This is a genomic window from Clostridium sp. AF27-5AA (genome assembly GCF_003478415.1).
GTDB lineage: Bacteria > Bacillota > Clostridia > Lachnospirales > Lachnospiraceae > Otoolea > Otoolea fessa.
On the sequence record NZ_QUFH01000004.1, the window covers coordinates 120,988 to 143,473 of the forward strand.

General features: G+C 48.1%; 19 protein-coding genes. 2 read left to right on the forward strand and 17 right to left on the reverse strand.

Features of this window, described 5'->3' with window-relative positions:
• Positions 1-36: 36 nt before the first annotated feature.
• The 4 genes from gltS to DWY89_RS06000 all read right to left on the reverse strand — a co-directional run bounded on the left by gltS (position 37) and on the right by DWY89_RS06000 (position 3,912).
• Positions 37-1,218, reverse strand: a complete 1,182-nt coding sequence (gltS, locus tag DWY89_RS05985; RefSeq protein WP_107001574.1) for a sodium/glutamate symporter — start codon at positions 1,216-1,218, stop codon at positions 37-39.
• 181 nt (positions 1,219-1,399) lie between these two features.
• Positions 1,400-2,008, reverse strand: coding sequence for an SMC-Scp complex subunit ScpB (scpB, locus tag DWY89_RS05990; RefSeq protein WP_118467432.1), 609 nt, complete (start codon positions 2,006-2,008; stop codon positions 1,400-1,402).
• Positions 1,992-2,810, reverse strand: coding sequence for a segregation/condensation protein A (locus tag DWY89_RS05995; RefSeq protein WP_117795115.1), 819 nt, complete (start codon positions 2,808-2,810; stop codon positions 1,992-1,994). Before DWY89_RS05995 ends, scpB begins: the two co-directional genes overlap by 17 nt.
• 160 nt (positions 2,811-2,970) lie before the next feature.
• Positions 2,971-3,912 (reverse strand): metallophosphoesterase, encoded by a 942-nt coding sequence (locus DWY89_RS06000; RefSeq protein ID WP_118524493.1) that lies wholly within the window; start codon positions 3,910-3,912, stop codon positions 2,971-2,973.
• Between the two features lie 290 nt (positions 3,913-4,202).
• Here DWY89_RS06000 and DWY89_RS06005 point away from each other — a divergent pair, with 290 nt between their 5' ends.
• Positions 4,203-5,012 carry a YihY/virulence factor BrkB family protein gene (locus DWY89_RS06005; RefSeq protein ID WP_118492100.1) on the forward strand — a complete coding sequence of 270 codons (810 nt, stop codon included), beginning with the start codon at positions 4,203-4,205 and terminating at the stop codon, positions 5,010-5,012.
• Here DWY89_RS06005 and DWY89_RS06010 read toward each other — a convergent pair.
• From DWY89_RS06010 to DWY89_RS06025, 4 genes are all read right to left on the reverse strand, one after another.
• Positions 4,990-5,367 (reverse strand): hypothetical protein, encoded by a 378-nt coding sequence (locus DWY89_RS06010; protein ID WP_107001672.1) that lies wholly within the window; start codon positions 5,365-5,367, stop codon positions 4,990-4,992. The genes DWY89_RS06005 and DWY89_RS06010 overlap by 23 nt on opposite strands.
• A 24-nt stretch (positions 5,368-5,391) precedes the next feature.
• Positions 5,392-6,771 carry a 23S rRNA (uracil(1939)-C(5))-methyltransferase RlmD gene (gene rlmD, locus DWY89_RS06015; protein ID WP_022359752.1) on the reverse strand — a complete coding sequence of 460 codons (1,380 nt, stop codon included), beginning with the start codon at positions 6,769-6,771 and terminating at the stop codon, positions 5,392-5,394.
• A gap of 261 nt (positions 6,772-7,032) precedes the next feature.
• Complete coding sequence (locus DWY89_RS06020) at positions 7,033-7,326, reverse strand: hypothetical protein (protein ID WP_022359751.1); 294 nt, start codon at positions 7,324-7,326, stop codon at positions 7,033-7,035.
• 161 nt (positions 7,327-7,487) lie between these two features.
• Positions 7,488-9,926: a UvrD-helicase domain-containing protein gene (locus tag DWY89_RS06025; RefSeq protein WP_118492098.1), complete on the reverse strand. Its 2,439-nt coding sequence runs from the start codon at positions 9,924-9,926 to the stop codon at positions 7,488-7,490.
• 245 nt (positions 9,927-10,171) lie between these two features.
• On the opposite strand from DWY89_RS06025, the gene DWY89_RS06030 reads away from it, so the two are divergent.
• Positions 10,172-10,786 (forward strand): DUF1836 domain-containing protein, encoded by a 615-nt coding sequence (locus tag DWY89_RS06030; RefSeq protein ID WP_118492096.1) that lies wholly within the window; start codon positions 10,172-10,174, stop codon positions 10,784-10,786.
• Positions 10,787-11,066: 280 nt separating this feature from the next.
• On the opposite strand, the gene DWY89_RS06035 is transcribed toward DWY89_RS06030, so the two are convergent.
• From DWY89_RS06035 to DWY89_RS06075, 9 genes are all read right to left on the reverse strand, one after another.
• On the reverse strand, positions 11,067-11,381 hold the full coding sequence (locus tag DWY89_RS06035; RefSeq protein ID WP_022359748.1) for a YerC/YecD family TrpR-related protein: 315 nt from the start codon (positions 11,379-11,381) through the stop codon (positions 11,067-11,069).
• A 168-nt stretch (positions 11,382-11,549) separates the two neighbouring features.
• Entirely contained in the window at positions 11,550-12,374 is an 825-nt protein-coding gene (locus DWY89_RS06040; protein WP_118467424.1) for a Cof-type HAD-IIB family hydrolase, read from the reverse strand.
• Positions 12,375-12,465: 91 nt separating this feature from the next.
• Positions 12,466-12,819 (reverse strand): response regulator, encoded by a 354-nt coding sequence (locus tag DWY89_RS06045; RefSeq protein WP_118523608.1) that lies wholly within the window; start codon positions 12,817-12,819, stop codon positions 12,466-12,468.
• 45 nt (positions 12,820-12,864) lie between these two features.
• On the reverse strand, positions 12,865-15,030 hold the full coding sequence (locus DWY89_RS06050) for an ATP-binding protein (protein ID WP_333491425.1): 2,166 nt from the start codon (positions 15,028-15,030) through the stop codon (positions 12,865-12,867).
• Positions 15,020-15,835, reverse strand: coding sequence for an ABC transporter substrate-binding protein (locus DWY89_RS06055; RefSeq protein WP_118523622.1), 816 nt, complete (start codon positions 15,833-15,835; stop codon positions 15,020-15,022). The genes DWY89_RS06050 and DWY89_RS06055 overlap by 11 nt, the downstream gene beginning before the upstream one ends.
• A gap of 356 nt (positions 15,836-16,191) precedes the next feature.
• On the reverse strand, positions 16,192-18,825 hold the full coding sequence (gene ppdK / locus DWY89_RS06060; RefSeq protein WP_118523609.1) for a pyruvate, phosphate dikinase: 2,634 nt from the start codon (positions 18,823-18,825) through the stop codon (positions 16,192-16,194).
• 334 nt (positions 18,826-19,159) lie between these two features.
• Entirely contained in the window at positions 19,160-20,548 is a 1,389-nt protein-coding gene (locus tag DWY89_RS06065) for a glycine--tRNA ligase (protein WP_107001585.1), read from the reverse strand.
• 95 nt (positions 20,549-20,643) lie between these two features.
• Positions 20,644-21,303 carry a hypothetical protein gene (locus DWY89_RS06070; protein ID WP_107001586.1) on the reverse strand — a complete coding sequence of 220 codons (660 nt, stop codon included), beginning with the start codon at positions 21,301-21,303 and terminating at the stop codon, positions 20,644-20,646.
• A 155-nt stretch (positions 21,304-21,458) separates the two neighbouring features.
• Complete coding sequence (locus tag DWY89_RS06075) at positions 21,459-22,484, reverse strand: acyltransferase (RefSeq protein ID WP_118522400.1); 1,026 nt, start codon at positions 22,482-22,484, stop codon at positions 21,459-21,461.
• Positions 22,485-22,486: the final 2 nt, after the last annotated feature.

Genomic DNA, 22,486 nt, shown 5'->3' on the forward strand with positions numbered 1-22,486 from the left:
ATTTTAAATGGATACTTTGCTGAACCAGCCATCAAATTATAAGAGGTTCATGAAAGTAGTCAGTACCATGGAGTTAAAGAAGTCTACGAATAAGCTTCCTACTAACGGTACGATGAAGAATGCACGCGGAGCCGGACCATAGCGCTCTACCAGTGCTCTCATGTTTGCCATTGCGTTCGGGGTTGCGCCCATACCGAAACCACAGAATGCGGTGGTCATTGCAGCTGCCTCGTAATCACGGCCCATGATGTTGAATACAAGGAAGTTTGCATACAGGAACATAACAACCGTCTGAACTAACAGGATAACAATCATCGGAAGCGCCAGAGCTGCTAACTGCCACAGCTTCAGGCTCATCATTGCCATCGCTAAGAACAGGTTCAGGGACAGACCGCCCAGTGCGTCAACTTCTTCCATCGGAAGATCTTTGTGCTGTACATCCCAGATGTTACGGATAGCGGCTGCTGCCAGCATCGCACCGATGTAAGTCGGGAATGTAAGACCAATGCTCTTAAAGAACGCGAAAATGAAGGTACCAACACCGATTGCAACTGCAAGGAATACAGCCGCGGTGGTGAATTTCTGACCGTCGATCGGCGATGCTACTTCGTCAACTGCATTGCCTTCCTCGGCTGCGGTTGATTTCAGATGGTGTTTCTCAACACGGGCACGGGCGATAGGACCACCCATCATACTGCCGGATACCAGACCATATGTAGCGGATGCCAAGGCAACTGTAGTTGCGCCTACAACTGCGTATTCCTGCTCCAGAAGCGGTCCGAAGGAACCACTCGTTCCGTGACCTCCAACTAACGGCATAGAACCCATACATAAGCCGAGAAGCGGATTCAGACCAAACGCTGCTGCCAGACCGCTGCCGACTGCATCCTGCACGATACAGATACCAACTGCCAGCGCCAGGAACATAAATACCTGAACGCCGCCCTTCTTTAACAGACGGAAGCAGGCGGTAAAACCGACGCTGCAGAAGAAGATCGTCATAAATACGCTCTGTAAGGTTGTATCAAAGGAAAGCTCCAGAACTCCTGTTGCATACAACGCCAGATGAGCGAATGCAAATACGACACCGCCCGCAACCGGAGCCGGTATACAATACTTGCTCAGGAAGGGCAGCTTTTGTACAAGCAATCTTCCCAGACAGTAGACCAGTGCGCCAAGAGCACACGCCTGATACATATCAAGCTCAAGTGTCAACATAAACAATTCCCCCTTTTGTTTTGCTGGCTTCTTTCATTTATGTAGCAATTTGAAAGAGCTGCTTGTTTGTTTGTGTTGACCTCATTTTCCACGTTGGCTACAAAAAGTTACAAGAAAATACAGAAATATGATGTTAAGAATCTGTTAATGTCAGAATTGAATGAATATTGTTAAGAAAACGTTAATATTTCATTTCCTTCTCTGCCTCTTCCGGCAGTTTCCCCTCAAACTTCAGCTCTTCCTCCGCCTCCATGCGGAACTCGTCGATTCGTCCCGGTGCCGGTTCCGGCAGTTCTTTCGTCGATCCGACTCCAAACCGGCGCAAAAATTCCTCCGTCGTCGCAAACAATGCCGGACGTCCCGGCACATCCAAACGCCCTACCTCGTAAACGAGATTGTACTCAATCAGTTTATTGACCGCGTGATCCGATTTAACCCCGCGGATCTTTTCAATCTCAAGCTTCGTGATCGGCTGTTTATAAGCAATGATCGAGAGTGTCTCAAGCACAACATCCGTTAAAATCTGCTTCTTCGGCGTCGCTGCCACCCGGATCAGATTCTCATAATATTCCGCGCGGGTCGCCATCTGCCAACTGTCCTCCAGCTGCGTGATCTGCATGCCCCGCTTTTCTGCCTCATAACGGCTCTGTAATCGTCTGACCGCCGCTTCCGCGCGCTCTGTATCCGTCCCGAGCGCCGCCGCAAGCTGGCGCAGCTCAACCGATTTTCCCATTGTAAAGAGAACCGATTCCACGATGGCTTCCTCGCGTTTTTCATCTAATTCTGGCATACTCTTCTCCTTCCTCCGTCGAAAGTTCCAGCTCTGCCTCGTCTTCCGTTTCATCCACATCCACTGTATCGAGCTGCATCTCATCAAACAATTTTTCCTGCACCAGATGAATCCGTCCCATCTTCATCAGCTCCAGCACTGCCAGAAACGCCACGACTATCTCCAGGCGATCGGATTCCCTCTCCAGCACATCGCTGAATTTAAAATGACGGTGTTCCCGCGCATAAGAAAGCACCGACCTTACCTTCTGCTCCAGGCTGATCGGTTCCCTGCGGATCGTGCTGAACCGGCTTCGCACCGGGTCAAGCTTATTGGCATTCCGCTTCATGACCGCGTCAAACACTTTCTGCAGCTTTGCCAGCGTCAGACCATCCAGAAGCTTGTCCAGATCCAGCGGTTCTTCATATTTCGCCACCTCCCGGGGAATCGTCGGTTCCTTAAAAAAGAGAAGCTCTGCCTCCTGCTCCCGCTCTTCCAGCTCCTGCGCCATATATTTATACATCTTATATTCCAACAGCCGGCGCACCAGCTCGGCGCGCGGATCTTCCTCGTCTTCTTCCTCTTCTTTTTCCACCTTCGGAAGGAGCATCCGCGATTTGATGTCCAGAAGCGTCGCCGCCATCACCAGAAAATCGCTGACCACATCCAGATCCTCATGATCCATCTGATTAACATATTCCAGATACTGCTCCGTAATCAGGACGATCGGAATATCGTAGATACTTACTTTATTTTTTTCAATCAGATGAAGCAACAGGTCCAACGGTCCTTCAAAATTATCTAATTTATAGGAAATTTCCATTCTTTCCGAACTCCTTCTTTTAGCCAGCTTTTTCTACAATCATATACCAAATTCCGTATACATCCACCTGTGCCGAAGAGTTATTCCTGCTGCCACCACGTTTTCTTACGGCACTTTCGGTTCCAAAAGTGCCTACCCGTGTACAATAACCAGAATCTCTCTATTGTTTTCCCCGCAACGTCACACAAACCAGCTCTGGCCGGTCATTCAGCCGCACATTGATCGAATGCGTCCCAAGCCCCCGGCTGACGATCATCGTCTTTCCGTCCGCATCAAACCGTCCGGCGCACCATGGCAGGAAAAACTGGTACTGCGGCGTCATCACGCCTCCCAGCCCCGGGATCCGGATGGTTCCGCCGTGGAAATGTCCGCAAAGCGTCAGATCCGCGCCCCATTTCCGACAGGTCTCAAAAAAGAGGGGAGAATGAAATAATAATATCTCATACATTTCATGTCCGGCTTCCCGCTCCTTTTCCGCCAAGTCAGGAAAAAACGATTCTTTCATCTGTTGAAAACACGTCTTCTCTGCCGCAGTTCCAACCCGCTCCGAAAGCTCTTCCATCGGCAGTTCCGGCACCGTGAAATGATGCTTATAATATATCTCCCGCAAATTGCACCCAGTCACCCGGATCCACGGATTGATCTCCTCGCTCCGATCCGACAAATAATGAACCCCCAGACGTTTTAATTCTATCTGGAACTGATCATACAAATCTCCATACACATCCCGCTCCCGGTTCATCCGCTCCTCATGATTTCCGTTCGCATAGTAAACCGGCACAAAGGAGGTCAATTTTTCCAGAAGCGATACCGTGACGGTTAAATCTCCTTTTCCTTTACAGACCATCATATCGCCGCCGATCAGCACCGCATCTGGCTTGAATGCGCGGATCGCTGCCACCAGCGGCTCATTGTCCGTTCCATACACATTATCATGCAGATCCGACAAAAATACGCAGCGGAACGCAGCGCCATCCGGCAGCTTCGGACTCTCTATCTCATACTGGTCGGTCACAAAATGTTTTTTTTCATATTCCGAGCGGAGCAAAAGCCCCACTGTCACGGCTGCCAGTGCCGCCGCGCATGCTGTGATTGCGATCATTTTGTTTCCTCCCATGTCCCATTTTCCAATTGGCTGCCGGCTGATTTTTGCTGCTGTCCGCATCACTGCCATCCTTATATCCTGCAGACCCGAATCATTTCTATCCTGTTATCATACGGGAAACCGGTGTTTTCGTCAAGACAGGCAAATCCGTTGCTATTTTTTCGACCTCATGATAATATACTTTTAACAACACTGAAATGGCATTCACCTATCGTCAGCCATTTTTCAAAGGGAAATGAGCCGGTTACGGATATTTTCTTAATAACATAAATCAAGCGAGGTTTTCCATGCTTTCTTTTCTCCTGAACTGTAAACGGATTTACAACGATTTCATCAAAGACGAAGTCACGGTGTACGCCGCCCAGGCTTCTTTTTTTATTGTTCTCTCCGCCGCACCTTTTATCATGATTCTGCTGACGCTGATCCAGCTCATCCCCGCCGTCAGCCCGGAGGATCTGATGCACGTGATGACACAGCTTCTTCCCTCCAGCATCCACCCGCTGATTGAATCGGTAATCCAGGATATCCAGACTGTATCCCCGGCCGCCCTGCTCTCGGTTACCACCGTGGCAACCATCTGGTCGGCTGCCCGCGGCATGCTTGGGATCGAGCGCGGCTTAAACCGGATCATCGGCTGCCGCAAGCGCAGAAATTATCTTTTAGGACGTATCATCAACTCTGGCTATACCATCGTTTTTCTCCTGATGTGCATTTTCTCCCTGGTTCTGATGGTGTTCGGTTCCTCCCTGCAGCGCCTGCTATTCCGTTACTTTCCGATGCTGGACAGATTCGTTTCCTGCCTGATTAGTCTCCGGACGTTTCTTGCGCTGGCGCTGCTGACGCTCTTTTTCATCGCGCTGTACACCTGGCTGCCCTATGAACGGCAGGATATCCGTCTCCAGCTTCCCGGTGCGCTGATTTCCACCGTCGGATGGATCGGATGTTCCTACGGATTTTCCATCTACTTCAACTATTTCGGTAATTATTCTTATATGTACGGCAGCTTGACCGCCGTCGTGATCCTGATGCTGTGGCTGTACGCCTGCATCTGCATCCTGTTTTTCGGGGCGGAAATCAACCAGCACTGGCGCAGATAATCCCCAGCCTCAGGAACACCGGATACAGATAGCTTGCCCCAAACACTCCCAGCTGCTTTGGTCCGGTCACGCAGCCAAGCTCCTGCGCTTTTTTATACGCCACCAGGATGCTTGCACGCGTGACCGACTTTTCTTTCCGGCTGACAAACATCTCGTTGCCCCGGATCGTGTACGAATATTCCAGCCCTTTCGCCGTGTAAAATATTGCCCCTTCAAATGCAAGAATCGCTTCCCACAGGGCATCCGGCGTCTGTTCGCGCAGTAAAGTCTCCCTCTTCCGGCGCTGCACAGCTGTCTCCTGTACCTGGCAATCTGCTGTATCTGGTTTTATTTCATTCTCTTTTGTTTCATCCATTTTTCCCACATCCATTTTGGGATCTTATTTCTTCCGCGTCAATGAAACCACCGTCTCACAATTGGCAGTATGCGGGAACATATCCACGCAGCACACCTTATCCACCTGATATCCTGCCGCCTGGATCGGTTCCAGATCCCTCGCAAGGCTGGTTGGTTTGCAGGACACATAAACCATGTGGCTGACGCCAAAATTCAAAATCTTTCCGATCGCCTTCGGATGGATTCCGTCGCGCGGCGGATCCAGAACGATCAGATCCGGCTTTTCTTCCAGCTCGTCCACCACCTTGAGGACATCCCCCGCCAGAAATTCGCAGTTGCCAAGTCCGTTGCGCGCCGCATTCTCACGGGCTGCCTCGACTGCTTCCCCGACAATCTCCACGCCGACTACTTTCTCCGCCACCGGTGCGAGGATCTGCGCGATCGTGCCGGTGCCGCTGTAAAGGTCAAATACGACTTTTCCCTTCGTCTCACCCACATACTCACGCGTTTTCTCGTACAGTACCTCCGCGCCCAATGAGTTCGTCTGGAAAAAAGAAAACGGCGAGATCTGGAACCGTAGCCCTAAAAGCTCTTCGTAAAAATGCTCGCGTCCGAACAGAATGTCCGTCCCCTCATCTTTTACAGCATCCGCCAATGTATCATTTTTGGTATGCAGAATGCCCGCAAAGCTTCCCTCCATAGGAAGTGCCTGCAGGCGCTCCGTCCATCCCCGTAAAAGGGCTTCCTCGGTTCCCTCAAAGGTATCCGTCTGTGTCGTCGTGATCAGATCGACCAGAATCTCCCCTGTCTTGATCGCACGGCGCACCAGAAGATGGCGCAGATAGCCGGTATGCTGCATTTTTTTATAAAATCCAACTTTCTTTTCCTCAAAATATTCTTTTGTACAGACAAGAATCTTGCAAAAATCCGGATGCACGATATGGCATTCGCCGGTTGTAACCACATCATAAAAACTGCCGCGCTTGTGCATTCCCAGCGACATAGGACCATCCTTGACCTCATCACCGAAGGAAAACTCCATCTTATTCCGGTAGCCCTGCACCAACGGGCTGCCTAAGATGCCCTCAAACTCATATTCCGGACATACCGCATCCAGAAGGGAACGAACCTGTTTTTCCTTGATCGCAAGCTGTTCCTCATACGGAATCGGCTGATAAAGACATCCGCCGCAGATACCAAAATGCGGGCATACATCCTCTGCCGTCTCTAACTTTGAGTGCTCGACAACCTCCAAAAGCATACCCTCGCATCGGCCGCCGCGCTTTTTATTGATACGGAACCGGATCTTCTGTCCCGGAAGCGCATTTTTGACGATCGCTTTCTCTCCATCTATCACAACTACGCCCTTATTTGGAAACTCAATCCGTTCTACAGTTCCTTCGTAAATCTCACCTTTTTTCATTGATAACTATATAGCTCCTTCTCTCAGTGGCTTTTACCGCACTATAATCACCAACTGCAAATGATTTTTCAACTCACAGCTAATTTTCATCTGCGGTTCTAATTCATATCTTTATAGTATACAGGAATTTTTTTCTTTTTCCAAGATATAAAAAATACAAACTTATCTACAAACTTTCCTACGGCATAAAAAATACTGCGTGAAACCGATTTTCCGGTTCCGCGCAGTATTTATTCTGATTCATTGACTAAATTATCACAATCAGTCTTTCTTCTCTTTCTCGTCGCTCTCATCCTCGAAGAAATCGTCGTCGAAATCATCATCGAAGTCGTCCTCGAAATCTTCCAGATAATCTGGAGTAAAGAAACGATATACGCCGTATGCAATCGCTGCAACTGCTGCTACAATACCGATAATGGCTAAAATCCAGAGAATACAGTTTTTCTGTTTCTCCTCTTCTTCTTTTCTGTGAAGGAATTCATTCAGTTTGGTTGCATTCATGATCTCTTCTACTCTGGAGAGCGCATCTTTGCTCATCATATCAAATTTATTCATACACTCCACATCCTTTCCCGCGTTTTGATCCGCAATTCTTGATTTTATTATACCATCTCTCAGCCGATTTTACTATATTTTTTATTGGATCTGGCGAAAATGTTTTAATACGGCATTACTGTTTTCGCATACGTGTACCGTAACAATACGGCAAACACGGTCTAACATTTCACCAGTTTTGCAAATGAAGCGAACATTTTTTTCACGCCCACGCGGTCAAAATTAACCGTCACCTCAAAATCCTTGCCGCCGTCCGCGATCTTCTGCACCGTTCCCTCGCCAAATTTGAGGTGGCGGACTCGGTCGCCCTCGCCGTAGGAAAGATGGTCGGCCTTCTGGACCGTAAATGCCTTGCCAAATGACGGTGCCGGGCTGGCTGGACGGCTGCTGGAACTATAAGCGCTCTTATATGGATCCAGCGTGCGGCCAGAACCAGCACTTCCGGAACCATTCACACCGCCCCAGCCGCTCATCCGGGCTGCGCCGCGCTCCCAGGCGGCATCGTTCTCTGAAAGAGAGTGTTTTCCAGACATTCCGCCAATCCGCACCCGATCGCCGTCTCCCGCGCCAGATACACCAAAGCTGCCCGTTGTCCAGCCAGAAGTCCCCGAATCTTCAAATCCGCGTCTGCCCCGGCTCATACCAGCAGCCCGTTCAAAGACGATCGGCTGCTCTTCCTCGTCCAGAAGCTGCGGCGGAATCTCCTCGATGAAGCGGCTGACCTTCGCAAACCGCGTTTCTCCATTGACCATGCGCTGTCTCGCCGCCGTCAGCGTCAGTTCTTTCTCCGCACGAGTGATTCCGACATAGCAGAGACGCCGTTCTTCTTCGATGGCGTCCTTATCATCCGAAAAGATGGACATGCTGCTCGGAAACAGCCCGTCCTCCATGCCGCTTAAATAGACATACGGAAATTCCAGACCTTTTGCGCCGTGCAAAGTCATCAGGACAATCCTGTTTTCGGATTCGTCCAGACTATCTACATCCGCTACCAGCGCAACCTCCTCCAAAAATCCGTCCAGCGTCGGTTCCTCCGCCGTGCTCATATAGCCGGTCGCCTTATTAACCAGCTCTTCCACGTTCTGCAGACGTGTTTCTCCCTCGATCTCGCCTTCCGCCTCCAGATCCTTCTTATATCCCGTCTCTTCCAGAATCGCCTCGATAAGTTCCGGGATCGAAAGGGCCGAAAGCCGCGACCGGAAGTTTTCGATCTGCTCCGTAAACTTCTCGATCTTATCCGCCGCCTTGCCGATCGTCGGCACGCCGCGCACGCGCAGCAGCGCATCATAAAAGCTCATGCCATTGGCAGACGCATAGATCGTCACTTTTCCGATCGAGGTCGCACCGATGCCGCGCTTCGGCACATTGATGACACGCTGAACCGCCAGATCATCGCGCCCATTCGCAATCGTCTTTAAATAGCAGAGAATATCCTTGATTTCCTTGCGCTGATAGAAATTGACGCCACCGACCAGCCGGTACGGAATGCTGTAATAAATACATTTTTCCTCCAGAAGACGCGACTGTGCATTGGTACGGTACAGCACGGCAAAATCCGAATATTCCGCATTTTTCTCTTCTTTCTCACGCTCAATATCACGGATAATGGCGTCTGCCTCCTCGTATGCCGTGTCATACTGACGGAAGCGCACCTTCGGTCCCTCGTCATTCGCCGTCCACAGCGTCTTGTCCTTTCTGCCGCGGTTGTGGCGGATCACCTCATTTGCCGCGTTCAGGATGCTCTGGGTGGAACGGTAGTTCTGCTCCAGCTTGATAACGCGTGCGCCCGGAAATGCTTTCTCAAAACTTAAAATATTTTCGATATTTGCCCCGCGGAATTTGTAGATCGACTGGTCATCATCACCGACCACACAGATATTTCTGTACTTCTTTGCCAGCAGATCGACCAGCTTAAACTGTACAAGGTTCGTGTCCTGGTACTCGTCCACCATGATATACCGGAATTTGTCCTGATAATATTCCAGCACATCCGCGTTTGCCTCGAAAAGTTCTACCGTTTTCACCAGCAGATCGTCGAAATCCAGGGCATTATTCTTCTTGAGTTCTTTCTGATATTCCCGGTAAATCTGAGCAATCTTTTTCTCCCGGAAGTCCGCTCCCGCCTGCTGCTCAAACTCATCCGCCGTGATCCGGTCATTTTTCGCCGCAGAAATCCGTGACAGCACCGCCCGCTCCTTAAACTGCTTCGGATCCGCCTGCATTTTCTTGAGCACCTGCTTCATCAGCGTTTTCTGGTCGTCGCCGTCATAGATAGTAAAATTCGTGTCATATCCCAGACGGTCGATAAACCGGCGCAGAATCCGAACGCAGCTCGAATGGAACGTGCTGACCCAGATCGCCTCCGCGCCTTCCCCCACAATCTTATCCACACGCTCGCGCATCTCCGCCGCCGCTTTATTGGTAAATGTGATCGCCATGATATTCCACGGCGCCACCCGTTTTTCCTCGATTAAATACGCAATCCGGTGTGTCAGGACGCGCGTCTTTCCTGAACCGGCGCCTGCCAGAACCAGGAGTGGTCCCTCCGTGTGAAAAACCGCCTCCCGCTGCATCGGGTTAAGTGTGTCGTATTTGCTCATATATGTTTCGTTCCCTTCTATCCTCTTATATAATCTATTTTTAATGACAAAAAGTATGTTCGAATACGCTCTAGTATAATCTATTTTCTCTTGGATGTCACGGAATTTTCATTGATTTTAAATTTCTCCTTGCTATCTGGTTTTCAAAACTATATAATATCACATAGAGAGTTCATGACAGCGGAAGCGCCAAAATCGCCTCCCTGTTTCGCAGCTTTCGAATTTCAACGCAGCGAGGTACATACATGAAATCAAACGAAGAACGCCTGCAGGATCTGCTGGCTTATGTTGATAGTCTGACCCGGGTGCATCCGTCGGAGATTCCCGGTATTGATTTATATATGGATCAGGTCACGACCTTCATGGACAGCCACCTGAACACTTCCAAATGGCTGGGCGAGGATAAGATCCTGACCAAAACCATGATCAATAACTATGCCAAAAATAACCTGCTGCCGCCGCCCATCAAAAAACGCTACTCCAAGAATCATCTGCTGATGCTGATTCTGATTTATTATTTTAAAAATGTGATATCCTTTCGGGATATTGAGCAGCTCTTCTCGCCCATCAGCGAGCACCACTTTTCCCATGGTTCCAGCCCGGAATTAGAAGAGCTTTACAACGAAATCTTTTCGCTGGAAAAAGGGCAGCGCAAGCGCTTGCAGGAAGACGTCATGGCAAAATTTGACGCCGCCAGCCAGACATTCAAGGACTATGACTGTGAAGACCGCGAGTATTTACAGCTGTTCGCCTTTATCAGTGAGCTGGCGTTTGATGTCTATCTGAAAAAACAGATGATTGAAATCCTGGCGGAACAGCTCCGGCAGGAGACGCCGGTGAATCCGAAGAAGAAGAAATAGGCAGCACTTCCGCTGTACCGCCACACTCAAAAACAGGCTAAACAACAAAAAATTCAACCCATTGCATCATACACGATAAAAAAGACACTGGAATCACTTCCCCTTGTGGAAATTCTTTCAATGTCTTTTTTCTTTCATTTCTTTTTATCTTTCATTCAACCAGCTGCCAGCTCCTGGGACAATTCCACCCCAAGCCAAATTTGTCCATCTTTGGCAGGTTGGTTTGCTACACCTATGAAAGTACGCGCTTTATCTATCGTGCGTATATTCCTACTTCGTCTTACGCTTCCGTTTTCTCCGCCTCTTCCTGCTCTTTCACACGCGCAAATACCATATCATATCCGTCGCTTCCGTAATTTAAAGAACGGTTGACACGGCTGATCGTCGCTGTCGATGCGCCGGTCTTGTCCGCGATCTCCAGATATGTCTTCTTCTCACGCAGCATCTTCGCTACTTCATATCTCTGGGAAAATGATAAAAGTTCATTAACTGTGCATACATCCTCGAAAAAGCTATAGCATTCGTCGGTATTTTTCAGTGTCAGAATCGCCTGGAACAGATGATCCACAGCTTCGGTTTTCAGTTTTTTATTCATAATGCAAGGCACCCCTTTTTAATATGTACTCCGAAAATATATTCATTTTTCCGTTTTTCTTATATTAACATATTAAAGTTTTAAAGTCTAGTATCTTGCCTATTTTTATGAATATTTTATTTTTCATCTGTTCACGCAATATACATTTATGCGAATCTGCCAAATCTTCTACAGCATAAACTTCTCCACCACATGAGCCACACCGTCGTCGTTGTTGGAATAGGTAATAAAGTCTGCAGCTTTCCGCACCGGAAGCACCGCATTCTCCATCGCTACACCTAATCCGGCATACTGAATCATCGTGAGGTCGTTGTAGCCGTCCCCACAGGCAATCATCTGCTCACGCGAAAGCCCGATGTGAGAAAGAAGACGCTCTAACGACTGTGCTTTATCTATGCCCCTCGGAAGCACCTCCAGGAAAAACGGCTCCGAACGGTAAACGCTGAAATTCTTCCCCATCGCCGCCTTGACGCGCGGCTCGACCATCGCCAGGTAGTCTCCATCCTCCATCATCAGGTATTTCGGTACCGGATACGTGATCGCAGCTTCTATGTCGTCCACCTGTACTAACTCCATGCCGTTGATCCGCGCTTCCAACTTCGCATAGGGACTGTCACTCTGGTTCGTCAGAAGCTTTGCCCCCGCCTCATCGTAACTCAAAAGCCCCACCTGTTCCTCCTCGGCCAAGCGTATAATCTTCTGATTTGCCTCCTGCGGCAGGGAACGGCTGAATATGATCTCGCCGGTTTTGCAGTTCGTGATCCTGCCTCCATTAAACGACAGAATATAACTGCCGTATTTTGCCAGCTCCAGCTCTCTCGCAAGCGGCAGCACTCCCGGCGTCGGACGCCCGGACGCCAGTACAATCTTCTTTCCGCGCTCCTGAAGCTCCATCAGACGCTGCTTCGTCTTTGGCGTAATCACCTTATCTCTGTTTGTTAAGGTTCCGTCCAGATCCAGGACGATAATCTCATAACTATGTTTTTCGGTCATATTTACTCCACATTCAAATCATACATACTATTACACGTATATACGATACTTGGAAAAGGCGAATTTGTCAATTAGCAACATGCCACATTACTTAATGCAAGGTATTCTGAACTCTTTTCTTTACAATCACAGAATCAAACGGTCGGATGATATAATCCGTGATTCCCATGTCATATGCTTTACGCATCGTATCAACCGGTTCTTCCGAAGAAATCATGATTACAGGAGTTTCCGTAATACACTGACTTTGGTTCATCCATTTCAAAACATCAAAGCCATTCATCTGTGACATATTGATGTCTAAAAGCATCCGATCAATTCCAACATTTTCTCCCAGCATCTGAATGACCTGACTTCCATTTTCTGCTTCCAGATAATCATATGTTTCTCCCAGAATTTCTTTCAACCTATCTCTGTTAAATTCCGCGTCATCTACAATCAGTATTTTTTTCTTTTATCCGTATTTTAATTTTCTATATATATGCAGTTTTTATGAAGTTCTAAACACCTGGTCAAAAACAGCAAGTATGGTTTTTATATCAATCGGTTTTGCAATATGTTGATCCATTCCTGCTTCTTTTGCTCTTATTCTGTCCTCTGTGAACGCATTTGCTGTCATTGCAATGATCGGTATCGCTTTAGCATCCTTTCTATCCATGGAACGAATCGTCTTTGCTGCTTCATAACCATTCATAACCGGCATCATGATATCCATAAGAATCGCATCAAATTCACCGGGTTCACTTTTTTTGAATCGTTCAACGGCTTCCTGCCCATTCCATGCCTTAGTCACGACAGCACCTTCATTCTGAAGCACAAATTCAGCAATTTCCATGTTCAGCTCATTATCTTCTGCCAGAAGAATATGCAGTCCCTTTATAGATTTTCCATCTGATACATCTTTCTTTTCTTCCCGTTTATCCGAATTCAGATCGATTTTAAATGGAATCCGGATCACAAAGGTAGTCCCTGCACCGTTTTCACTTTCAAAGGTAATGGTTCCACCCATTGTCTCAATCAACTTCTTTGCAATCGGCATTCCCAGGCCTGTTCCGGCAAATTTTGTACGGCTTCCTGCATGTTCCTGGGCAAACGGTTCAAAAATATGTTTCTGAAACTCATCTGTCATTCCGATTCCTGTATCCCGGCAGACAAATTCTATTGTCGTCATCTCTGGCTGTCCGGATGGAATCTCCCGGCAGCTAATATAGATATGTCCGTTTTTTCTGTTATATTTCACCGCATTCGACAGTATATTCATCATCACACGTTTCACATATCCTGGACTTCCAATAAACTTCCGATGTGTGATTTCTTTCTTCTCCCACACGATCCGGATATTCTGTTCTGCCGCCATCTGCTCGATCACAACAAGTACTTCCCTGGAAATACGGCTCAGATCAAACGGAATTTCTTCCAAAATCACTTCGCCCGACTCCAGCTTACTCATATCCAGGACATCGTTTACCAGTTCCAGCAACAAATTGGATGCCTCTTTCACCTTTGTTCTGTATTCTGTCTGTTTCTCCATATCATCTGCACAATGATCTGCCATATTGATCAAACCGCAGATTCCATTAATCGGAGTCCGGATATCATGGCTCATCCGCTGAAGAAACTCTGTTTTTGCCCGATTAGCGGCTTCCGCCTTTTTTGCAGCTATCAGAAGTTCTGCTTTATATTTTTCATCCTTTTCCCGTTCTTGTTTCTCATGTTCCAGATTGGTTCTGGAGATACAGAACCAGAATATACCAAATATCAGAAAATATAGAAAAATAACACTTATCACACTTAATAGAAGATTATGAAATACTTCTCGATCCGCAAGATATGCATAAATATAATAATCCCGCTGCTTCAGCATGATTCCGTAGCATCCGGTTCCTTCATTCTTTAAATGAAAAATATGCTGACTGTCTGTGTGCTTTTTCATTGCCTGAACAACCTCATTGTCGGCCGTATTCTGCCCCAGCAGGCTCTCATCGTTACTGGCAACAACGACCCCCTCGTCTGCAACAATAATTGTTCCATCTTTTTGGACGCCATATCCATTTAAAAGTCTCTGTATCGTCAAAGTATAGTTTCTGGTAAATTCAGGAGATGTGTAATAATAAATTGCCACAACACCCGGCGCGTCTTTTCTGGCACAGGCTGCAATGTCGATCCGGGACCCGTCTTCTTTGGCAAACCGTTCTGAATAAGATCTTTCTTCATATCCGGCAAAATCCATGATAATTTCTTTTTGCAGATACTTCGTAATCTCATCCGTCAGTGACTCGTTCATGCTGTACTCACAGACCGTCTTTCCCTCTGCATCAAGTACAAGGATACCATCCACCCAGAGTGTCTGCAGATTATCCTTCAGAAACTCCCGGCTTAACTGACCGCCGCTTTCTGTTTCCATGTTAATATTGGTACTCATCTGTCTGGCACTTTCAATGGCACGGAGGAGACTTTTGGATTCCGAAGATTCATTATAATGGGTGTAGGTGGAGCACTGCACTTTCACATAGTTTACTATCTCTACCATTCTTTCTTCTGCTTCCGCTTTTTCCGTGTGGAAGAAATAAAACAGAGAGACTACAGCCACACAGATTCCAAGCAAAATACCAATTGTTTTAATCTGTTTTTTCTTCGTTCTTCCCTTAATATCCAAGATTATCCACCTCCAGATACTTCTCCGGATCATCCAGATATTTTTCAATGATTTTCAGGGATGTGCCATCCTGACGCATTTCCTCCAGAATCTGATCCATCTGTTCACAGATTCCCCGCTCATCCTCTTTTGCAAAAGCAACCCCTATTCCGGTGATCATCAGCGGTTCTTCCAGGATACGAAAGCTTGCATTATAATCCTTCATATACTGGACAATCGACTCCTCATGTGCGGCAACTGCATCTACATATCCTTTCCCCAGAAATGTATAGATCAGTTCCCGGTGTCCCAGGCTGATCAGATTTCCCAGTTTTGGGATTCTCTCATCCGTCCGGTTCAGAAAGATGCCCTCCGGTTTGGTTGTGGACTGGACAGCCAGATTCTTTCCCTCCAGGTCACTCAGTTTATAGATGTCACTGCTCTCATTTACAGCAACCACCTGACGGCTTGCTATGTACGGTCCGGCCCAGCGGTAATCATCCAGGCGCCCTTCCATGGAAAAACAGCCCATGATGCAATCTATCTCTCCACTCTCCACCAGCTCTTTCTTCTTCTCCCAGTTAATCTGGACAACCTCCACCTGATAGCCCATTCTTCTGAAAGCTTCTGTAGCCAGTTCTACATCGATTCCTGTCGGCACACCATCTTCATTCAGATAATTGTATGGTGGATAGTTGTCGCTTCCGAGTGTGATGACGGGTTTTCCCGTTTCTTTTTTATTCTCATCTGTATTTTTGCACCCTGCCAGGGTGACTGCTAAGATTCCAACAAGCAGAATACCTGCGATCACTCTTTTTCCTTTCATTTTCCTTCCATCCCTGTTATTCTTTTCTACTTTTTTCACATCTGATTTCCGGCTATTTATTACGATTCAGTGGCCTGCGCTTCGGTGCCCCCGCACATAAGACTTAATTTTCTAATATGATCAAAAAAAGCTCCATGTAAAAAATTTACAGGAACTTTATCTATAATACCCACTTAACTCTTACCTTATATTCTTACACTTTTGATTATAGCATTCAAAATATACCATGTCCATAAAAATTGCCATCATCCATGTTTTTTTTCATAAACAGCCGCCGGTTATTTATATAAAAGAACCCCCTTACTTTCGTAAGGGAGTCCTCATTTACTCATCTATTCAAGGATATTTCCTTAAAATTATTTCTCAGCGATTGCAGCCTGTGCAGCAGCCAGACGAGCGATCGGCACACGGAACGGTGAGCAGGATACATAGTCAAGACCAATCTTGTGGCAGAACTCTACGGAAGACGGGTCGCCGCCGTGCTCGCCGCAGATACCTACATGAAGGGTCGGGCGCTCTGCTTTACCTAACTTGATCGCCATCTCCATGAGCTTACCTACGCCAGTCTGATCCAGTTTTGCGAATGGATCGCTCTCGAAGATCTTCTTGTCATAGTAAGCATTCAGGAACTTGCCTGCATCATCACGGGAGAAGCCGTAGGTCATCTGAGTTAAGTCATTTGTACCGAAGCAGAAGAATTCAGCCTCTTTTGCGATGTCGTCAGCGGTCAGAGCTGCACGCGGGATCTCGATCATGGTACCTACTTCGTACTTCAGATCAACGCCTGCTGTTGCGATCTCCTCGTCAGCGGTCTTCACAACGATATCTTTTACATATTTTAACTCTTTCGCATCGCAAGCGAGCGGAATCATGATCTCCGGTTTTACGGACCAGTCAGCGTGAGCTTTCTGTACGTTGATAGCTGCACGGATAACTGCCTTGGTCTGCATAACTGCGATCTCCGGATAGGTAACTGCCAGACGAAGTCCACGGTGACCCATCATCGGGTTGAACTCATGCAGGGAAGCGATGATGTTCTTGATAGTCTCAACCGGTTTGCCCTGAGCCTCAGCCAGTTTCTTGATGTCCTCTTCCTCAGTCGGAACGAACTCATGCAGCGGCGGATCCAGGAAACGGATCGTAACCGGGTTGCCCTCCAGAGCCTCGAACAGACCCTCGAAGTCGCCCTGCTGATACGGAAGGATCTTATCCAGAGCTGCTTCTCTCTCTTCTACAGTGTCAGCACAGATCATCTCACGGAAAGCAGCGATTCTGTCTTCCTCGAAGAACATATGCTCAGTACGGCAAAGACCGATACCTTCTGCGCCAAGCTCTCTAGCTTTCTTCGCATCTGCCGGTGTATCAGCGTTGGTACGAACTTTCAGTCTTCTGAACTTGTCAGCCCATGCCATAACACGACCGAATGTACCAGCGATGGTAGCGTCTACGGTCTTGATCTCGCCCTCGTAAATATTACCAGTTGTACCATCAATGGAGATGAAGTCTCCCTCATTGAACTCTTTACCAGCTAATGTGAATTTCTTATTTTCTTCATCCATAGCGATGTCGCCGCATCCGGATACACAGCAGGTACCCATACCACGGGCAACTACGGCTGCGTGAGAGGTCATACCACCACGAACGGTTAAGATACCCTGAGCAACCTTCATACCGGTAATGTCTTCCGGAGAGGTCTCAAGACGAACTAAGACAACCTTCTCGCCCTTTTCAGCCCATTTCTCAGCATCCTCTGCAGTGAATACAACTTTACCGCAAGCAGCACCCGGAGAAGCACCTAAGCCTTTTCCAAGCGGAGTAGCTGCCTTTAATGCAGCAGCGTCAAACTGCGGATGCAGCAGTGTATCGAGGTTACGCGGGTCGATCATAGCGACTGCTTCTTCCTCTGTCTTATGTCCTTCATCTACCAGGTCGCAAGCGATCTGCAGAGCTGCCTGAGCAGTTCTCTTACCGTTACGGCACTGTAACATATAAAGTTTACGGTTCTCTACAGTAAACTCCATATCCTGCATATCATGGTAGTGGTTCTCAAGCACATCGCAAACCTTGATGAAATCTGCATATGCCTCCGGGAACTCCTGCTCCATCTGAGCGATCGGCATCGGAGTACGAACACCTGCAACTACGTCCTCGCCCTGTGCGTTCTTTAAGAACTCGCCCATCAGCTTCTTCTCGCCGGTTGCCGGGTCACGGGTAAATGCAACACCTGTACCGGACTCATCGTTTAAGTTACCGAATACCATCGGCATTACGTTTACTGCAGTACCCCAGGAATACGGAATATCATTATCTCTTCTGTATACGTTCGCACGTGGGTTGTCCCAGGAACGGAATACAGCTTCGATTGCTAATTTTAACTGAACAACCGGGTCAGACGGGAAGTCCTCACCTAACTGTTTTTTGTACTCAGCCTTGAACTGCTCAGCCAGAGTCTTTAAGTCAGCAGCAGTCAGTTCGATATCGTACTGAACACCCTTCTCTTCTTTCATCTTGTCGATGAGCTGCTCGAAGTATTTCTTACCAACTTCCATAACGACATCCGAGAACATCTGGATGAAACGTCTGTAGGAGTCATATACAAATCGCTCAAATTTCGGGTCCGGGTTGCCTGCGATCATCGCTGCAACTACCTCGTCATTTAAACCAAGGTTTAAGATGGTATCCATCATACCTGGCATGGATGCTCTCGCACCGGAACGAACCGATACTAACAGTGGGTTCTTCAGATCGCCAAATTTCTTTCCATTGAGCTCTTCCATCTTCTTAACGCCTTCCATGGTCTGTGCCATGATCTCGTCGTTAATCTTGCGACCATCTTCGTAATACTGGGTACAAGCCTCAGTTGTGATTGTAAATCCCTGTGGAACCGGCAGACCGATGCTTGTCATCTCCGCCAGGTTCGCTCCCTTTCCTCCCAGCAGGTTACGCATGGTCATGTCGCCCTCGCTAAACATATAAACCCATTTTGCCATAAGTATTTTCCTCCTATACTCGTTTATGTTTTACATTCACATATTTGTATTTATGTGAAAGATAAAAGCCATCGTGAATATTATAACATAAACTGCGGTCTAGTAAAGAGTTTTTTTGAATTCTTTCCAACTTTTTTTCGATCAATATATATTTTTTTGTAATTTTCGCGAATATTAAATGAGATGACTATCCAGAACAGTGCCTAATCTTCCCCAAAATAAATTTCGTTCTTTGCAAAATGCCAAAAATCTCACAAGCCCTCTCTAACACAAAAAGCAGAAACCATCTCCTGTTTTCTGGAATATGGTTTCTGCTTTTTTGTTTATTTAAAGATTAGAAACGGAACTTATCCTCAAAGTAGTTCTTTAACTCGGCGATCGGCACACGTACCTGCTCCATGGTATCACGGTCACGGACGGTAACAGCCTGGTCGGTCTCCGACTCGAAGTCGTAAGTGATACAGAACGGAGTACCGATCTCATCCTGACGGCGATAACGCTTACCAATGTTTCCTCTGTCGTCGAACTCGCAGTTGTAGTACTTGGAAAGCTCTGCGTAGATCTTCTCTGCTCCCTCGTTAAGCTTCTTGGACAGCGGAAGCACACCGATCTTAACCGGTGCGATAGCCGGATGGAAGTGAAGAACGGTTCTTACATCGCCCTCTCCGATCTCTTCCTCATCGTATGCAGCACACAGGAATGCCAGGGTTACACGGTCAGCACCCAGTGACGGCTCAATCACATACGGGATATATTTCTCCTTCTTCTCATCATCGAAGTAGGTCATATCCTGACCGGAGGTGTTCTGATGCTGGGTCAGATCGTAATCGGTACGGTCTGCGATACCCCACAGCTCGCCCCATCCGAACGGGAACAGAAATTCCAGATCGGTCGTCGCCTTGCTGTAGAAGCACAGCTCTTCCGGAGAATGGTCGCGCGCGCGCATCTCATCCGGCTTGATGCCAAGTGTCTGCAGCCAGTCGATGCAGTGCTGTTTCCAGTATGCAAACCACTCAAGATCGGTTCCCGGTTCACAGAAGAACTCCAGCTCCATCTGCTCGAACTCTCTGGTACGGAAAGTAAAGTTACCCGGTGTGATCTCGTTACGGAAAGATTTACCGATCTGACCGATACCAAACGGGATCTTCTTGCGGGAGGTTCTCTGTACGTTCTTGAAGTTTACAAAGATACCCTGTGCAGTCTCCGGACGCAGATATACGGTGTTTTTTGCATCCTCGGTAACTCCCTGGAAAGTCTTGAACATCAGGTTAAACTGACGAATGTCGGTGAAATCATGCTTGCCGCAGCTCGGACAGCAGATGTTATTGTCATCAATGTACTGTTTCATCTGCTCCTGGGACCAGCCGTCTACGGAACCCTCGATCTCGATGTTGTGCTCTGCCATATAATCCTCGATGAGCTTATCTGCACGGAAACGCTCTTTACAGCTCTTGCAGTCCATCAGCGGGTCAGAGAAGCCGCCCAGATGTCCAGATGCCACCCATGTCTGGGAGTTCATGAGAATCGCACAGTCTACACCTACGTTGTACGGGCTTTCCTGAATAAATTTCTGCCACCATGCACGTTTTACATTGTTTTTCAGTTCTACGCCCAGATTGCCGTAGTCCCATGTATTGGCAAGGCCGCCGTAAATCTCAGAACCCGGATATACAAATCCTCTTGATTTTGCGAGCGCCACGATTTTGTCCATCGTCTTTTCCATTTGTCTTGTCCTCCTGATTCATTTATCATTGTACCCGTCCCCGCCTCTTCTTTCGATATCTGGCAGATGGACGAATTTAACAATCATTCTGTTTTTTATCTTTTAAAAATCACATAAGCCGTGCCTGTTTCCGGCAGACTGACGGTTGAATCGTCTTTTAACTCGGTATTCGAACTGCGGTAAAGCACTTTTCCGCCGACCATCAACGTCGCACCGCCCTCGCTCCGGACTGCCATGCCGCTTTTTTCATTTTGAACCGTATCCGTTCCGGCTTCGCTTCCATCCGCTTTTACCAGCTCACCCTCGGAAAACCATCCATCGGCAATCGCCTCCGAAAGCGGCTTTGCCTCCAGCGCCGTCAGGGAGTTGCTGGTGTCCTCGTTGTCATTCGTCTCTCCGAATGCTTTCAGATCTTCAAAGGAAGCATAATCAAAGATCGCAGTCACCGTGTCTTTTCCCGCCTTCACACTTTTCAATGCTGCCGGCAGTCTCTCGGCATTTTTCTGGTTCTGTGCCAACGCCCCGGCGCCTTTTTCTTCATTAAAATGAATCACTGCCGTCTCTAAATACTGCTTTAATTCATTCTCATCGACCGAAATACCGCCGGTCTGCTCCACCAGAGCACTCGACAGCGCCCCGTCTTTTGCCACATATACGCAGCTCTCCGAAGGGGAAAAGGCGGTTTCCCGTGAGCCACAGCCGGACAGCATCACACCCACGGTACACGCTGCCAGAAGAAATCCTCTTTTTTTCATTGCTCTTCCTCCCAAGCGCAAAAATGCTCCTACAACCAAGTTTTTATAGTATACCTGCTTTTCTATGTATTTTCAAGACTTGGACCTGAAAAAACGCATACTCGCACTTCCGTTTCCAGAGATACCTGCCTTTCAACCGTAAATCCAGCTTTTTGTCAACGTCCCCCATTCAGGGTCTTCCAGATGTCCGGACGGTACCTCCGCAACACGCGCGCCGCCTGATAACAGAGGGTCACTGCAAGCAGCGGCATGCACACATACATAAACATCGAAACCAGCTGGCTGCCCGGAAATAGCAGCGCCGCCGCCTTATTGAGGAAACGGACCACCACAAAGTGCGTCGCATAGATAAAAAAGGTGCAGGTCATAAACGGTCTGACTTCTCCCAGCCAGCGCTCGTTTACCATCATCCAGATACCGATGACTGCCAGAAGCTGGTAGAGAACGATTCCCGGCACAAAATAGTGGGTATAATAGCTCCTGCTGAGCACAATTCCCACTGCTAGCAGGCACACCCCCAGTGCCGCCCGCTTCCACGACCATACCGCCTCCGCCCATTTTCTCCCGTGCAGCGCCGCATAGGCGGCAAAGGAATAATAAATCAGGGCGTCCAGATTCAGCTCCGGCAGCGCCACCCCCTTGAAAAGTGCCACAAGCAGCACCAGCAGAAATGCCGCGCCGGTCCAGATATTTTTCAGAAACAGATACAGCACCGGTGCCAGCAGCACCAGCAGGATGATCTGGTACATGAACCAGAACACCGGATTGAAGGTGTACTTGGTGATCGCCTGCCATGCGCCCGACGGCGTAATCACCAGATCCGTCCGGTTGGCGATCGTCTGCAGTCCCGGAATCCGGCTCGCCGCCACATACGCCACGTAGTAGATGGTATTCCAGAGCAGGTACGGAACCAGAAGCGAATGCAGACGTTTATTTAATTTTTCTCCCAGCCGCTTCATCGTGAAGTTCCGGTAGAACAGGTAGGCAGACAGCATGATAAAGCATGGGATGTCCACCCGCAGAATTTCCTGCATGACCGGGTACTGGAAATGCCACCACGGTGCGTCCTGCCCCAGTTCCGGGAAAAACAGATCCGCGTTGCCGGAATGCGTCCAGATGACCATGAGGCAGCAGATGAAATTGAACCAGGCGATTTTCTGGTGGAATTTGGCTTCTGGCATAT

Excerpts from the sequence above, each read along its gene's own strand:
- gltS (WP_107001574.1), bottom strand. The coding sequence starts at position 1,218 with ATGTTGACACTTGAGCTTGATATGTATCAGGCGTGTGCTCTTGGCGCA.
- scpB (WP_118467432.1), bottom strand. The coding sequence starts at position 2,008 with ATGCCAGAATTAGATGAAAAACGCGAGGAAGCCATCGTGGAATCGGTT.
- DWY89_RS05995 (WP_117795115.1), bottom strand. The coding sequence starts at position 2,810 with ATGGAAATTTCCTATAAATTAGATAATTTTGAAGGACCGTTGGACCTG.
- DWY89_RS06000 (WP_118524493.1), bottom strand. The coding sequence starts at position 3,912 with ATGATCGCAATCACAGCATGCGCGGCGGCACTGGCAGCCGTGACAGTG.
- DWY89_RS06005 (WP_118492100.1), top strand. The coding sequence starts at position 4,203 with ATGCTTTCTTTTCTCCTGAACTGTAAACGGATTTACAACGATTTCATC.
- DWY89_RS06010 (WP_107001672.1), bottom strand. The coding sequence starts at position 5,367 with ATGGATGAAACAAAAGAGAATGAAATAAAACCAGATACAGCAGATTGC.
- rlmD (WP_022359752.1), bottom strand. The coding sequence starts at position 6,771 with ATGAAAAAAGGTGAGATTTACGAAGGAACTGTAGAACGGATTGAGTTT.
- DWY89_RS06020 (WP_022359751.1), bottom strand. The coding sequence starts at position 7,326 with ATGAATAAATTTGATATGATGAGCAAAGATGCGCTCTCCAGAGTAGAA.
- DWY89_RS06025 (WP_118492098.1), bottom strand. The coding sequence starts at position 9,926 with ATGAGCAAATACGACACACTTAACCCGATGCAGCGGGAGGCGGTTTTT.
- DWY89_RS06030 (WP_118492096.1), top strand. The coding sequence starts at position 10,172 with ATGAAATCAAACGAAGAACGCCTGCAGGATCTGCTGGCTTATGTTGAT.
- DWY89_RS06035 (WP_022359748.1), bottom strand. The coding sequence starts at position 11,381 with ATGAATAAAAAACTGAAAACCGAAGCTGTGGATCATCTGTTCCAGGCG.
- DWY89_RS06040 (WP_118467424.1), bottom strand. The coding sequence starts at position 12,374 with ATGACCGAAAAACATAGTTATGAGATTATCGTCCTGGATCTGGACGGA.
- DWY89_RS06055 (WP_118523622.1), bottom strand. The coding sequence starts at position 15,835 with ATGAAAGGAAAAAGAGTGATCGCAGGTATTCTGCTTGTTGGAATCTTA.
- ppdK (WP_118523609.1), bottom strand. The coding sequence starts at position 18,825 with ATGGCAAAATGGGTTTATATGTTTAGCGAGGGCGACATGACCATGCGT.
- DWY89_RS06065 (WP_107001585.1), bottom strand. The coding sequence starts at position 20,548 with ATGGAAAAGACGATGGACAAAATCGTGGCGCTCGCAAAATCAAGAGGA.
- DWY89_RS06070 (WP_107001586.1), bottom strand. The coding sequence starts at position 21,303 with ATGAAAAAAAGAGGATTTCTTCTGGCAGCGTGTACCGTGGGTGTGATG.
- DWY89_RS06075 (WP_118522400.1), bottom strand. The coding sequence starts at position 22,484 with ATGCCAGAAGCCAAATTCCACCAGAAAATCGCCTGGTTCAATTTCATC.